The following is a 14,998-nucleotide window of genomic DNA, read 5'->3' as shown; positions in this document are numbered from 1 at the left end:
TCCTAATGTCCTTGAAACATGAATTGGCTGATAGAGATATCATCCATTTCTTTCATTTCAATTGCCTTATGTTCAAGGGAGAACTTTTCAAATTGCTTTTCTTTCATTTTTTCAAACTTTTTAAACTCAATATTTTTTTCAGTTAAATCAGATTGTTTTTCATTCATTTGATGGCGTTTCATGATCACAAGCTGCTGATAATGATGAATGGTGTTATCTAAGTTCGTTACAAATTGCTGATAATGACGCATTTCTTGAACACTCATCCCACTTCTCAGCTTTTCTTCTTTGCTCTTTTCCATTAGCTCTTTTTTACTCATATTTTCATAGAGTTTTTCAGCGGCTTGCTCAAATGCCGAAACGGATTGTTGATACGCTGCGAGTGATTTGTCTTTTTCACTTTCTTTCAATTCTAAGAGCTTTTGAAATTTGTATTGATATCTCACTGTTTTTGTCAATCCTCTCTATTCATCAAACTGAGCAATATCCTCACGCTGTCTTCAATCGATACAGCCTCTTCAACGTCCTGCTTCAAAAATGAAATCAGTTGTGGGTAAGCTTGCATGGCCTCATCAATATCTTTAGAGGAGCCTTTTTTATATGCTCCAATGTTAATGAGGTCTTCAGCGTTTTGATATGTGGATAAAAGCTGGCGGAACCGGTTAGCCGCTTCCTTGTGATCATGACTTGCGATATTACTCATGACACGACTGATACTTTTCAGAATATTGACAGCTGGAAACTGTCCTTTGTTGGCCAGTGCACGATCAAGTACTATGTGGCCATCTAAAATCCCCCGCACTGTATCAGCGATCGGCTCATTCATATCGTCACCATCAACAAGCACTGTGTAAAACGCTGTGATGGAACCAAGTTGATTTGTACCAGTTCGTTCTAGCAATTTTGGCAGTATAGCGAACACTGAAGGCGTATATCCTTTTGTTGTTGGCGGTTCACCGGTTGCAAGTCCTATTTCCCGCTGTGCCATGGCGACCCTTGTGACAGAATCCATCATAAACATGACATTTTTGCCTCTGTCTCTGAAATATTCGGCAATAGCTGTTGCAGTATAGGCTGCTTTTAATCTTGTCAGTGCGGGCTGATCTGAAGTTGCGACAACAACAATCGAACGCTTCAGTCCTTCAGCTCCTAAATCTTTTTCGATAAACTCGCGAACTTCACGTCCACGCTCTCCAACAAGTGCAATGACATTGAGGTCCGCTTCTGTCTGCTTGGCAATCATCCCCATCAAGGTACTTTTACCAACACCGCTTCCTGCGAATATGCCAATTCTTTGACCAGTGCCGACTGTGAGCAAGCTGTCGATCACTCTGACACCAACGCCCATTTTTTCACGAATAGGCGGTCTGTCCATCGGGTTTGGAGGAGATTGTTCTGTTGAGACAGGTGCAAGTCCTTTAGGAAGCATGCTGCCGTCCAGTGGATCACCGAAGGCATCAACAACCTGCCCGATTAAACCTGTTCCTACTTTGACCTTTAACGACTCACCTGTTGCTTCAACAAGACTGCCTGGTGAGATGTTAGAGGCTTCTACGTAGGGCATGAGCAAAATGTTTTCATCTTTAAAGCCAACGACTTCTGCTTTGATCGGATGATTCTTACTCCCTTTTTTGTGAATAAGACATACATCACCGATTGAGCTTTCTGGCCCCTTGGACTCGATCATCAGTCCAACAACTCGATTGACTTTACCAAAACGTTTATAGGGATCGGCGGTTTCAATCGTTTCTTTTAGCACATCTATGTTCATTTGTGATCACCTGAATCAATGACTTCTAATAACTTTTCTTTTAACTGATTCATTTGGGTATCAACACTCGCTTCCACTTTTCCAAAGCTTGTTTCGACGTAACAAGTACCTTTTGGTGCTTTTTCATCCGAGTAAATGGCAAGATGTGTATTCTTTTGAAGGATTCTATTTAATTCGTCTTTATATTCCATCACATGTTCGTAATGTGCAGGGTCGACATAGATGGAAATATCGTCATATTCCTTCACTTCTGAAATGACCTGCTTCACTAGCGTTAAAAATTGTTCTTTTGTGTCCTCAGCTGCATTCCATACTCGTTTAGCGAGCTCAAACGCAAGTTCGACAATTTCTTCAGCAGAGCTTTCGATTTTTGCTTCATAGTCCTGCTTTGCAAGGCTGACAATGTCATTCGCTTGATCAAGAATCGATTGATACTGTAAATTCGCATCTGCTTCGCCCTTTTGAAAACCATCTTGATATCCTGTTTGTTTCGCTTCTTCAATGAGCTGTACTCTTTCTGCTTCAAAATCAGCTCGCCGCTGATTGATTTCAGCCATTGTTTGTTCCAGCTCACGATTTGCTTGTTCTAAAATACGGCTTGCTTCATCTTGTGCATCACTTAATACAAGCTGAGATGCTTCTGTCTCGTTGACAAGCTCTTCTTCGTGATGTTCTCTTTTGAATTCCACTTGCTGCAAGGGAATGGTTTGACGGCCTTGTTCAGGAATAACAGATGTTTCATGTTTGATAATCCTAGACAATGATATCGTCTCCTCCACCTCGAGCTATGACGATTTCTCCAGCCTCTTCAAGTCGTCTTACGATGCTGACAATACGAGTCTGTGCTTCCTCGACATCTCTAAGCCGGACAGGTCCCATAAACTCCATTTCTTCTTTGAACGTTTCGACCATACGTTGCGACATGTTGCGGAAGACAATTTCTTTGACTTCTTCGCTTGCCACTTTGAGTGCAAGTAGTAAATCGTCATTTTCAACATCTCGAATCACGCGCTGAATGGCTCTGCTATCAAGAGTAACAATGTCTTCAAAGACAAACATACGTTTCTTAATTTCATCAGCAAGCTCAGGATCTTGAATTTCCAGTGTATCTAAAATGGTTTTCTCCGTTGCACGGTCTACACCATTCAGTACTTCGACTACCGCTTCGACTCCGCCCGTTTGGGTATAATCTTGCGTAAAGGTTGAAGAAAGCTTTTGTTCAAGAATACGTTCCACCTCATTGATGATCTCTGGAGATGTGCGATCCATTAAAGCAATTCTTCTTGCAACCTCAGTTTGTACTTCCTCGCCTAACTCAGATAAAATCTGTCCAGCCTGTACTGGATCTAAGTAGGAAAGAATGAGCGCAATGGTTTGTGGATGCTCGTGCTGGATAAAGTTTAAAATTTGCTCTGGGTCAGCCTTTCTAGCAAAATCAAATGGTTTCACTTGAAGTGAGGATGTTAAGCGATTTAAGATGCTGTCCGCTTTGTCCTCACCAAGCGCTTTTTCAAGCACTTGTCTTGCGTACATAAGGCCGCCTTGTGATATGTAGTCCTGCGCGATGGCAATGCTGTGAAACTCTTCGATGACTTCATCTTTTTTAGCAGTATCTACACTTCGTACATTGGAAATTTCTAATGTTAATTTTTCTATTTCGTCTTCAGACAGATGTTTGTATACAGATGCTGACACGTCTAGCCCTAAGGAAATCATTAGGATTGCTGCTTTTTGTCTGCCTGTTAGTCGATTTGGATCTTTTCTCGACATGTGTATTCCTCCTAATCCTCGGACAGCCAGCTGCGTAGCAATTTAGCAAAGTCTTCTGGTTTATCTTTTGCCATTTTTTCAAGCTGATTTTTTCTCACCATTTCTTCTGTTTCTGGCTCAGTATCGATATCAGGAACATGAATTGGTGTACGTTCATCAAACTCAAACTCTTCTTCCTCTTCTTTTCTTCGCTTACGTACGAGAAGAATGATGAGAGCGATAATGGCGAGTAGTAGCACACCGCCAACAATATAAACCCAAATTGGAATATTGTTTGAAGGGTTTTCTGCTGCCGTTTGCTGTTTACCGTCTAATTTTGATACAGATAAAACGATTTTGTTATCTAAGTCAGCTTGAGTGAGCGCTTGACCGTTTGTGTATTCTTTATCAATCGATGTACTGATGATGGTTGAAAGAATTTTTTTGATATCATCCTGCCTTTCAGCAGTTAATGAATTCGGATCGTTTGCAGTAGGCGGTTCAACCAGTGCCTGAATGCCAACGTCTCTGATTTTATAAGGACTTTCTTTGATATCTTTATGAATGCGGTTGACTTCATAATTGATACGATCTTCGCTCTTTTCGTAATCTCCGCTTCCGTTCGTTCCATCGGCGCCTTGATAATTTGTGACATCATCGTCACCTGTTCCAGCGGTGCCTCCAGCTGCTGCGCCATTGCCTGAATAAGTTTCAGCAATCTTTTCAGCGCTGACAGCAATTCCTTGCATGTTTTCTTGATCAACTGGTTCGACAAGATCTTCTTTTCTTTTTTCTTCAGTAAAATCAATGTCTGTAGTGACCGATACGGCAACTTTCTCTTGACCCATCATCGTTCCAAGCAGCTGTTGAATTTTTCGTTGAAGATTCTTTTCAATCTCCTCTTTTTTCTGCTGCTGTGCATCCATTCCACTTGCATAGGAATCTGAGCTGCTGTTTAAGTCATAGTAGTTGGAATCTTGGTCCATAATGACAATGTTTTCTGTTTTTAAATTCGGCACACTTTTTGAAATAAGATGATAAAGGCCTTTTACTTGTTGCTGAGTAAGCGTGTAGCCTGGTTGAACTTGCAGCACAATTGATGCTGATGCATTACTTTGCTCTTCTCCAACAAAAACGGAATCTTTTGGCAGGTTAATCATAACCTTTGAATCTTTAATCCCATCAATCGTGTTGATCAGATTGGATAGTTCTGTCTGAGTTGCGTCTACTTTCAGAACATCAAATTCATTATCTGTTAAACCGAAGCCGGAATTGTTCGCAAAGAAGGAGTAATCAATATTCCCTGTTTTAGGAAGTCCTTCTGATGCAAGTGTTACTTTTAAAGTGTCTGCTTGCTTTTCTGGAACTAAAATCGTCGTTCCGTTATTTGCAAGTTCCGATTTAACGTTTTTGCCATCCAGTTCCTGTTTGATTTGTCCTGCTTCTGCCTCAGACAAATCTCTAAACAACGGAACCATTTTTTCAGAAGAAGCAAAGATGCTAACAACCGTAATAATGATTGCTAGGGCAGCTACGCCGCCAATCATGAGTATTTTTTGTAATTTTGATCGATTTCGCCAAAACTCAACTGTTTTTGTTCTTAATTGCATTAAAGTACGATTCATCTTAACCCCCGGTCATTCCATTCAGTCTATTTTTTGTCCACCAGCACCTCCTACATCTGCATTCTCATAATCTCTTGGTACGCTTCGACTGCTTTATTCCGAAACTCGGTTGCAGCTGTGAGTGTCACACTCGCTTTTTGTGAAGCAATCATGACTTCATCGAGATTGACATCTTTCCCTTGTGCGAGAGCATTCGTATACTGGTCTGATTTCAGCTGTGATTGATTTAATGCCTCAATGGAATTCTTCAGCACATCAGAGAAATTCGTTTGACTTTTAGGTGCAGCCGCCTGCACAGACGATGCATTCGTCAATTCACTTGCTTGCTGAGCGGTTTGAAGCTGGAAAGGAGATATTGCGTTAACCAATTCTTTTCACCTTACTTTCCTATTTCTAAAGCTTTCATCAGCATGCTTTTATTCGCATTCAGCGCAGTCACGTTTGCTTCATATGATCTTGAGCTGCTGATGAGATCAACCATTTCCTTTAATGGATCAACGTTTGGTGTTTGAACATATCCATTTTCATTGGCATCGGGATTTGTAGGATCATATTGAAGGTTGAATGGAGTTTCGTCTTCAGTAATTTTTGTTACTTTGACGCCGTTTCCTAATTTGCCGCTCGAATTCATGCTTGAGTTCAATATAGATGAAAATGATTCACCTGACGGCTGTAATGTGACGAGCTTGCGTCTATAAGGCTCCCACTTGCCATCAACCTGTTTAGCTCTTGTTGTATCCATATTCGCAAGGTTAGAGGATACAACGTCCATTCTGAGCCTCTGTGCTGTTAATGCTGAGGCCGAAGCGTTCACGCCTGAAAAAATCGACATCACTTACCTCCTGTCAAAACTGTTTTAAGAGAATTGAACTTTCCGCTCATTCTTTCAACCAACGCATTATACTGAATTTGGTTTTTAGCGAGTTCACTCATCTCTTGATCAATATCGACATTATTTCCGTTTTCTTGATAAGAAGTACGGTTACTCGAAACAACTGAATAATTAGACCCTGTTTTAGAAAAATCAATGTGACCTTGGTATGTTTTTTTAGCATCTAATTTGATTGACGCATCATTTAGCATGTCGTGGAATGCAACTTTTTTAGACTTGTAGTTCGGTGTGTCTATATTCGCGATATTATTGCTTATGACTTTTTGCTTAACATTCGCTCTGCCCAAGGCATTCTCAAGGTTGCTTATCGTTCCAGAAAATATATCCAAAACCATATACCTCCAATCATATGTATTTCATTCCATTTAATCATGTCGAGATTTGTAAAACCATATGTTCATTGTAAGAAATAATAGGATTAAAGTCTATGATGTAATTGTAAAAAAAACTCGTAATATATATCTATTTTACGAATAGGTATAAAGGCCTAGATTCAAAGCACTACAGAATTGTAAGGGGTTTCTTGGGAAAAAGAGTGTCATTTTTCGGACAAATCCTCTTTTTTCATACAAAAAACCCCTTTTCAACATTTATTTCGGCCGAAAAGGGGTTTTCTGATTAGTGAGATTTTAAATTTTCAAGTTCAATTAAAAATTTATTGTTTAATACTTTGATGTATGTTCCCTTCATTCCAAGAGAACGTGATTCAATAACGCCTGCACTTTCTAACTTACGCAGTGCGTTTACGATCACTGAACGAGTGATTCCTACACGGTCTGCAATCTTACTTGCCACTAGAAGCCCTTCGTTGCCATCAAGTTCTTCAAAGATGTGTTCAATGGCTTCAAGCTCACTATATGAAAGAGAACTAATCGCCATTTGGACAACTGCTTTACTTCTTGCTTCTTCTTCGATTTCCTCTGACTTCTCACGAAGGATCTCCATTCCAACAACTGTTGCACCGTATTCAGCAAGAATTAAATCATCATCTGTGAATGTATCTTGCAAACGAGAAAGGATTAACGTCCCTAAGCGATCTCCGCCTCCGATGATTGGTACAATCGTTGTCAAACCTGATTGGAATAAATCACGGTTCTCAATCGGGAAAGCTGTATACTCACTGTTGATGTCAAGATTTGAAGATGTTTCAGGGATGTTGAATAGACTCTTTGTATATTCTTCAGGGAACTGACGATCTTCCAACATTTTTTTCATACGTGCATTTTCAATCTGCTGGTTAATGGAGTAGCCAAGAAGTTTCCCTCTTCTGCTTAAAACGAAAATGTTTGAATCAATGACATCTCTCAATGTTTCTGCCATTTCTTTGAAATTAACCGGCTTCCCCGCTGCATCTTGCAGCATCGAGTTAATAATCCTTGTTTTTTGTAGTAACGCCATAATAATGATCCTCCTAGATTACTTTATTCATTTGTTAAAGTATAAATTGACTTAAGTCTTTATTATTTGCAATCTTTCCTAGCTTCTCTTCTACATACTGAGGGGTAATGGTCACTGTTTCCATCGTAATATCAGGCGCCTCAAATGAGAGCTCTTCTAGCAGCTTCTCAAGTATGGTGTGAAGCCTTCTTGCACCGATGTTATCCGTCTCCTGATTGACGTGATAAGCCACTTCGGCAATCTTATGAATAGCATCGTCAGAAAATTCAAGAGATATACCTTCTGTTTCAAGTAGAGCCTTATATTGCTTTAATAACGCGTTATCTGGTTCCGTTAAGATTTTCACAAAGTCTTCTATACTTAATTTATCTAATTCTACACGGATTGGGAAGCGTCCTTGAAGCTCTGGAATCAAATCCGAGGGTTTCGCCATATGAAAAGCGCCTGCTGCTACAAATAGAACATGATCTGTTTTCACAGCCCCATACTTCGTCATCACAGTGGAACCTTCTACAATCGGTAAAATATCACGTTGAACCCCTTCACGAGAAACATCTGCAGACGATGCACCACCGCTTTTGGCAATTTTATCGATCTCATCGATAAAGATTATTCCTTGCTGCTCTGCTTTTTGCACGGCTTCCTGACCGACTTCATCCATATCAATCAGTTTTGAAGCTTCCTCAGCAGTTAACGCTTTTCTCGCTTCTCTGACGGTCAGCTTTCTGCGTTTTTTCTTTTTAGGCATGAGATTGCTAAGCGCATCCTGCATGTTCATACCCATTTGCTCCATACCCGAGCCTTGAAGCATATCAAACATGGAAGGCTGCTGCTCTTCAACTTCAATCGTGACGTAATGGTCTTCAAGTTCACCCATCGCCAGCTGGTGCGCAATGCGTTTTCTCGTCGACTCAAGCTCTACTTCTTCACTTGAGTGATCTCGATCACTTTCATCAGCATCAGAACCACCAAACAGCATCTCAAAAGGATTTTTCACAGACTGACTTTTTTTCTTTCCAGGAACAAGTAGATGAACAAGCCGTTTGTTTGCTTGTTTTTCCGCTTCTTCTTGAACATCCTTCATTTTTTCTTCTTTGACTAGTCTGATTGCTGTTTCCACTAAATCTCTGACCATTGATTCTACGTCACGTCCGACATATCCAACTTCAGTAAACTTCGTCGCTTCCACTTTAATGAAAGGTGCACCAGAAATCCTTGCAATTCTGCGGGCAATTTCTGTTTTCCCCACACCTGTCGGACCAATCATTAAGATGTTTTTAGGAACGACTTCATCCTTTAGCTTATCATGTAAAAGACTTCTTCTGTAACGGTTTCTTAAAGCCACCGCCACTGCTTTTTTCGCATCAAGCTGACCAATAATGTACTGATCGAGCTTTTCAACTATCTCTCTTGGGGTGAACGGCTTTTTCTCCATACGTCTCATGTCCTTTCTATTCAAGCTCTTCTAAAGTGATTTGATCGTTCGTGTAGACACAGATTTCTCCGGCCGTTTCAAGAGCCGCCTTTGCAATCTCTCGAGCTGAGAGATGGTCACCTGCATGTTTTTTGAGTGCTCTCCCGGCGCTAAGCGCGTAGTTACCGCCTGACCCGATAGCCAAAATGCCATCGTCTGGCTCGATGACCTCTCCTGTTCCAGATACGAGCAGGATGCTTTCTTTATTCATGACGATCAGCATGGCCTCAAGCTGTCTGAGCATCTTGTCACTTCGCCATTCTTTCGCCAGTTCTACAGCTGCTCGTTTTAGGTTACCACCGTATTCTTCAAGCTTCGTTTCAAACTTCTCAAAGAGTGTAAATGCATCTGCAACTGAACCAGCAAAACCTGCGAGTACTTTGCCTCCGAAAAGACGGCGCACTTTTTTTGCTGTGTGTTTCATAACGACAGCCTGCCCAAAAGTGACTTGACCGTCTCCAGCCATCGCACTTTTTCCTTTATGTTGAACGGCAAAGATTGTGGTTGCATGAAATGATGACATGAAAAAACCTCCTTTTAGGATCGTTTAAAAGCCCTTGGGTGATGAGACATGTACGTTTTTCTTAAAGAATCTTTTGATACATGTGTGTACACCTGTGTTGATGATAAATTTGAGTGACCGAGAAGTTCTTGAACACTTCTTAAATCCGCTCCCTCGTTTAAAAGATGCGTAGCAAAGGTGTGCCTTAACATGTGAGGATGGATATGTAATGTGCCAGACGCCTTTTTCATTAATTCAGTTAGAATGAATCGAACGCCTCTGTCTGTAAGAGGAGCTCCGCGCTGATTCAAAAACACATGTGAATCAGCACGATCCTTTCCCTTCACTTTCAGCTTCTGCCTTCCATCCTCTAAATATGTGGAGAGCGCTTCATGTGCATAAGAGCCGAAAGGTACATACCGTTGTTTGCTGCCTTTCCCATGAACAAGCACTGTATCCATCGATAAATCAAGATCAGATTCTTTTAATGAACATAACTCACTGACCCTCATACCTGTTGCATAAAGAAGTTCTAAAATGGCTTGATTTCTTTGACCAAGCGGTGTATTTACATCAGAAACTGTAAATAGCTCTTTTAGCTCCTCTTCATACAAAAATGAAGGAATTCGCTTATCCTGCTTTGGTAAGCTAACGAGTAAAAAAGGATTTTCTTTCACAAGCTGTTCTCTTAATAAAAATTTATAAAAGCTGCGAAGTGCAGAGACTTTCTTACTAATCGTTCTTCTTGTAAGGCCTTTTTCATAAGCTTCTGTTAAATAAATTCTCGTATCTTGATAGGATACCTCTTCAAAACCGTCTATTCCTTGAATGTTCATAAATCTGACAAACTCTTCAATCGCCTCAGTATAACCCGAGATCGTTAAAGCTGAATAGTTCTTTTCAATCTGCAAATATTCAATGAATAAGTGGACAAGACGCTGTTTCTCTGTCATTTTTACACCTCTTTAAGGCTTTTAAATGGTATCACATATCTTGCTTCCCGTGCAATGTTTTACTACAGAGATTTCGAAATAGTTTGAATAGTTTCGATTGCGCGTTTAGCGTACTCTGCATAGCGCTCTTGTTTGTTTTTAATTCGAACGCCAAGATCTTTCAGCAAGCCAAAGTTTGCATTCATCGGCTGGAAGCTTTTCTTGTTTGTTGATGTGATGTAGTAAGCCATACTGCCAATCGCTGTTTCTTCTGGAAGTGTCACAAGCTCTTCTCCTTTAACAAAACGAGCTGCGTTGATTCCAGCCACTAGTCCTGAAGCCGCGGACTCAACATATCCTTCAACACCAGTCATTTGTCCGGCAAAGAATAAGTCGTCTCTATTTTTAAATTGATACGTCGGTTTTAGAAGGCTTGGCGAGTTAATAAATGTATTACGGTGCATCACACCATAGCGAACAATCTCTGCCTCTTCAAGACCTGGGATCAAACGGAATACTTCCTTTTGATCGCCCCATTTTAGATGTGTTTGGAACCCAACAATATTATATAAAGTACCTGCTGCATCATCCTGTCTTAATTGAACAACAGCGTAAGGTCTTTTCCCAGTTTTTGGATCTTCAAGTCCAACTGGTTTCATCGGGCCAAACAACATGGTTTTTTTCCCTCTTTTGGCCATGACTTCAATGGGCATACAGCCTTCGAAGAAGATTTCTTTTTCGAATTCTTTTAACGGCACAGTTTCAGCAGAAATGAGCGCCTCATAAAAACGATCGAATTCTTCTTCTGTCATCGGACAGTTTAAATAAGCCGCTTCCCCTTTATCATAACGTGATTTCAAGTACACTTTATCCATATCGATGCTGTCTTTCTCGAGGATCGGCGCTGCTGCATCGTAGAAATATAAATACTCTTCACCTGTTAAGGATTTTAATTCTTTTGAAAGTGCTTCTGATGTTAGAGGACCCGTTGCGATAATCGTCGGACCTTCTGGAATGCTTTGCACTTCTTCTTGAAAGACCGTCACATTCGGGTGATTTTTCACGCGGTCTGTGACGTTAGCTGCAAATTCATGACGATCTACTGCAAGCGCTCCACCAGCAGGAACCGAGCTTTCATCTGCTGCTGCGATGATTGCTGAATCTAAATGACGCATTTCTTCCTTTAGTACACCTACTGCGTTTGTTAAAGCGTTCGCACGCAATGAGTTACTGCATACGAGCTCCGCAAATTTATCAGTGTGGTGAGCTGGTGTTTGTTTGACAGGTCTCATTTCATACAGATGAACTTTAATTCCGCGCTTGGCAATTTGCCATGCCGCTTCACTTCCTGCTAAACCTGCTCCGATCACATTTACAAATTGACTCATTGTACAACTCTCCTATTTCGTAAGTTCTATTTGATGACATAAAAAAGCAGGTGAACAAGGTTGCTCACCGCTATTTTTGTTGTTCCTCTTTATAATCACAGTTCACACATTGAACTTGAATGCCTTTTTTCAGCTTTTTCTCTACAAGCATATTTTCGCATTTTGGACACTTTCTTTCAATTGGTTTGTCCCAAGAGACGAATTCACACTCTGGAAAACGATCGCAACCGTAAAAAATGCGGCGCTTCTTAGATTTCCGTTCAACGATATTTCCTTCGTGACAAGTCGGGCATTTGACACCAATATCTTTGACAATTGGTTTTGTGTTACGGCAGTCAGGGAAATTAGAGCATGCCATGAACTTACCGTATCTCCCCATTTTGTACACCATTGGATGACCACACTCTTCGCAATCAACTCCGGCGTATTCAGGCTCGATCTCAACTTCCTGCATCTCTGCTTCTGCTTTTTCTACCCGTTTTGCAAAATCTTGATAGAAACTGTCGATAATGCGTACCCATTCAATCGTACCTTCTTCAACGCTATCAAGTTCTTTTTCCATTTTCGCAGTAAATTCTACGTTAATGATTTCAGGGAAGAATTCAATAATTAAGTTGAGCACAATCTCTCCAAGCTCTGTTGGAATAAACCGTTTGTTATCAAGTGCCACGTAGCCGCGCTTTTGAATGGTATCTAATGTTGGTGCATACGTCGATGGGCGGCCGATACCTAGCTCTTCAAGGGTTTTGACAAGTCTAGCCTCAGTGTAGCGTGGAGGCGGCTGCGTAAAGTGCTGCTCTGGTTCAATATCTTTTGAAAGAACGGTATCTCCCTCTTTCAGATCAGGAAGCATTTTGTCCTTTTCTTCTAACTGGTCGTCCTTCCCTTCAACATATACTTTCATAAATCCAGGGAATTTCACCTTACTTCCATTTGCACGGAAAGTAAGCCCGTTATTTTCAAGATCCACACTCATTGTATCAAGAACAGCTGGTGCCATTTGGCTTGCCACAAAACGTTCCCAAATCAATTTATAAAGACGAAGCTGATCTCTGCTTAGCACGTGTTTGACATCTGCTGGTTTTCTTAGCGTAGAAGTCGGACGGATGGCTTCGTGAGCATCCTGTGCATTTTCGTTCTTTTTGGCAGTACGTTTTGTTGTATTCAAGAAATTCTTGCCATACGTTTGATCAATGAAAGCAGATACTTCTTCAATTGCCGTATTGGAAATACGTGTCGAGTCCGTTCTCATATATGTAATGAGACCTACTGTACCTTCTTTACCAAGATCAATTCCTTCATATAATTGCTGTGCAATCATCATCGTTTTCTTCGCACGGAAGTTTAGTTTTCTCGCTGCCTCTTGTTGTAAGGTAGATGTTGTAAACGGAACAGCTGGGTTGCGTTTACGTTCTTTTTTCGTCACTTTTTCAACAGAAAACTTGCTTCCTTTTAATTTCGAAAGGATTTCTTTTACATCTTCTTTTGTTTTTAGCGGATGTTTTTTGCCATTTACGCCAAAGAAACTCGCTTCAAAGCTTTCTTTCCCTTTTAGGAAGGTACCATCAATTGTCCAGTATTCTTCTGGTTTGAATTCATTAATTTCATTCTCGCGGTCAATAATCAGGCGGAGTGCAACTGATTGAACACGACCGGCGCTTAAGCCCTTTTTGACTTTCTTCCATAAAATTGGGCTGATTTTATATCCAACGAGACGATCTAAGATTCGTCTTGCCTGCTGCGCATCAACCAAGTCCATATCGATCATACGTGGATGTTTAAAGGAATCTTTAATTGCATCTTTTGTAATCTCGTTAAAGACAACGCGGCAATCTGAAGAGAGGTCAAGGTCAAGGCTGTGGGCTAAATGCCAAGCAATCGCTTCTCCCTCTCTGTCGGGGTCAGCTGCGAGATATACTTTTTTTGCTTTTTTCGCTGCTGTTTTTAATTCTTTTAAGACTGGACCTTTTCCTCGAATCGTAATATATCTCGGTTCGAAGTCATGCTCAGTGTCAACACCAAGCTGACTTTTCGGTAAATCCCTTACGTGCCCCATTGAAGCCTTTACTTTATACTTTTTTCCTAAATAACGCTCAATCGTTTTCGCCTTTGCTGGCGACTCAACGATGACTAAATAATCAGCCATACTCAAAATCCCCCTTAAGAGGTGTTCTCTCTTTATCCATTTCACAAATTTATATTTATGTTAATTGCACCTATCTAACAGGCAATCGTTAAAAATTCTTTATGATGAACATCATTATAAACACGAAAAACAAAGTGTAAACTTAAATCCTCACTATTATTAAATATTCCGATGTCTTTTGTCAAACGATATTTTTATGGGAGTTCAGTATATTGAACACCACTCAAGGAGAATTCCTCTAAAATATCCTTCGTTGAATGAACAAGCTTGGCACCTTGCTGAATCAGTCTAGCTGGACCTATAGAATTAGAATCAAAGATCGATCCTGCAACAGCAAACACTTCTTTTCCTTGCTCTAATGCCTGGTAGGCTGTAATAAGCGAACCGCTCTTTTCTTTGCACTGGACCACGATGGTTCCTCTTGTCAGGGCACTAATTAATCTGTTTCTCATTGGAAAATGCCATTTTTCTGGTTTGATATAAGGCGGATGCTCTGACAACAGTAAATGATGTTCTCCCATATATTGAGCCATTTGCACATGTTCTTTTGGATATACATGTTGAAAGCCGCCAGCTACAACACCAATCGTTTTTCCTTTTTTTCTTATGCACTCTTTGTGTGCAAGTCCATCAATTCCTTTTGCTAAACCACTCACAATCATCCAATCTTCCTCTACAAGTTCTCCAACAAGTTTCTTCACGCACGCTTCTCCATAAGAGGATGGCACTCGTGTACCTACTACACCTAAACTTTTTTCTTCATTTAAATAGGTAACGTTTCCTTTTAGGAATAATACTGGGGGAGGATCATAAATGTGTTTTAGTGAGCTGGGATATAAAGGTGATGTGATGGGAACCATGTGAATATTTTGCTTTAAATAGGCTTGAACGATGTGTTGAAAAATGGGGAATTCATTTTCTTCAGCTTGTTGTAAGCGGGTAAAGTCGATCTTTTGTAATGATCGATCCTGTTTGAAATGATGTGTTTCTTCATTTATATATAGCTCAGGATCGACTTTCCACCATTTTGTTAACAAAGAGGGTGAGATGAGGCCTTTTAAGCGGTGAAAAATCATTCTTTCGGACACGTTGTACATACCATTCCTCCAGTTTAAGATAGA

The 14,998-nt window shown here is 40.5% G+C and carries 15 protein-coding genes; all 15 read right to left on the bottom strand.

The annotated features are described in order from the left end of the window. Positions 1 to 2: 2 nt before the first annotated feature. Positions 3 to 446, bottom strand: a complete 444-nt coding sequence (gene fliJ, locus NSQ52_RS08010; protein WP_024720352.1) for a flagellar export protein FliJ — start codon at positions 444 to 446, stop codon at positions 3 to 5. Between the two features lie 8 nt (positions 447 to 454). Next, positions 455 to 1,771 (bottom strand): flagellar protein export ATPase FliI, encoded by a 1,317-nt coding sequence (gene fliI / locus NSQ52_RS08005; RefSeq protein WP_008344803.1) that lies wholly within the window; start codon positions 1,769 to 1,771, stop codon positions 455 to 457. Beyond that, a complete protein-coding gene (fliH, locus tag NSQ52_RS08000; protein WP_017367245.1) occupies positions 1,768 to 2,532 on the bottom strand; it encodes a flagellar assembly protein FliH in 765 nt (254 codons plus the stop codon). Before fliH ends, fliI begins: the two co-directional genes overlap by 4 nt. Next, positions 2,525 to 3,541, bottom strand: coding sequence for a flagellar motor switch protein FliG (fliG, locus tag NSQ52_RS07995; RefSeq protein WP_034281776.1), 1,017 nt, complete (start codon positions 3,539 to 3,541; stop codon positions 2,525 to 2,527). Before fliG ends, fliH begins: the two co-directional genes overlap by 8 nt. An 11-nt stretch (positions 3,542 to 3,552) precedes the next feature. After that, positions 3,553 to 5,145, bottom strand: a complete 1,593-nt coding sequence (fliF, locus tag NSQ52_RS07990) for a flagellar basal-body MS-ring/collar protein FliF (protein ID WP_017359091.1) — start codon at positions 5,143 to 5,145, stop codon at positions 3,553 to 3,555. A gap of 50 nt (positions 5,146 to 5,195) precedes the next feature. After that, a complete protein-coding gene (gene fliE / locus NSQ52_RS07985) occupies positions 5,196 to 5,513 on the bottom strand; it encodes a flagellar hook-basal body complex protein FliE (RefSeq protein WP_007499609.1) in 318 nt (105 codons plus the stop codon). 11 nt (positions 5,514 to 5,524) lie between these two features. Further along, positions 5,525 to 5,977, bottom strand: coding sequence for a flagellar basal body rod protein FlgC (flgC, locus tag NSQ52_RS07980; RefSeq protein ID WP_007499610.1), 453 nt, complete (start codon positions 5,975 to 5,977; stop codon positions 5,525 to 5,527). Continuing rightward, complete coding sequence (gene flgB / locus NSQ52_RS07975) at positions 5,977 to 6,366, bottom strand: flagellar basal body rod protein FlgB (protein WP_017359092.1); 390 nt, start codon at positions 6,364 to 6,366, stop codon at positions 5,977 to 5,979. The genes flgC and flgB overlap by 1 nt, the downstream gene beginning before the upstream one ends. A gap of 289 nt (positions 6,367 to 6,655) precedes the next feature. Beyond that, positions 6,656 to 7,435 carry a GTP-sensing pleiotropic transcriptional regulator CodY gene (codY, locus tag NSQ52_RS07970; RefSeq protein WP_144678823.1) on the bottom strand — a complete coding sequence of 260 codons (780 nt, stop codon included), beginning with the start codon at positions 7,433 to 7,435 and terminating at the stop codon, positions 6,656 to 6,658. A gap of 34 nt (positions 7,436 to 7,469) precedes the next feature. After that, a complete protein-coding gene (hslU, locus tag NSQ52_RS07965) occupies positions 7,470 to 8,870 on the bottom strand; it encodes an HslU--HslV peptidase ATPase subunit (protein ID WP_008344818.1) in 1,401 nt (466 codons plus the stop codon). A gap of 16 nt (positions 8,871 to 8,886) precedes the next feature. Beyond that, positions 8,887 to 9,432: an ATP-dependent protease subunit HslV gene (gene hslV, locus NSQ52_RS07960; protein ID WP_007499614.1), complete on the bottom strand. Its 546-nt coding sequence runs from the start codon at positions 9,430 to 9,432 to the stop codon at positions 8,887 to 8,889. A 14-nt stretch (positions 9,433 to 9,446) separates the two neighbouring features. Further along, positions 9,447 to 10,364: a tyrosine recombinase XerC gene (xerC, locus tag NSQ52_RS07955; protein WP_039166693.1), complete on the bottom strand. Its 918-nt coding sequence runs from the start codon at positions 10,362 to 10,364 to the stop codon at positions 9,447 to 9,449. A 62-nt stretch (positions 10,365 to 10,426) separates the two neighbouring features. Beyond that, positions 10,427 to 11,731, bottom strand: a complete 1,305-nt coding sequence (gene trmFO / locus NSQ52_RS07950) for an FADH(2)-oxidizing methylenetetrahydrofolate--tRNA-(uracil(54)-C(5))-methyltransferase TrmFO (RefSeq protein WP_007499618.1) — start codon at positions 11,729 to 11,731, stop codon at positions 10,427 to 10,429. Between the two features lie 70 nt (positions 11,732 to 11,801). Next, complete coding sequence (gene topA, locus NSQ52_RS07945; RefSeq protein WP_008344821.1) at positions 11,802 to 13,877, bottom strand: type I DNA topoisomerase; 2,076 nt, start codon at positions 13,875 to 13,877, stop codon at positions 11,802 to 11,804. A 194-nt stretch (positions 13,878 to 14,071) separates the two neighbouring features. Further along, entirely contained in the window at positions 14,072 to 14,974 is a 903-nt protein-coding gene (dprA, locus tag NSQ52_RS07940) for a DNA-processing protein DprA (protein ID WP_058337355.1), read from the bottom strand. Positions 14,975 to 14,998: the final 24 nt, after the last annotated feature.

It is taken from the genome of Bacillus sp. FSL W8-1141 (assembly GCF_038593205.1).
Lineage (GTDB): Bacteria > Bacillota > Bacilli > Bacillales > Bacillaceae > Bacillus > Bacillus altitudinis.
Note: the sequence above shows the minus strand (reverse complement) of the source record. Positions and strands in the feature narration are given on the sequence as shown.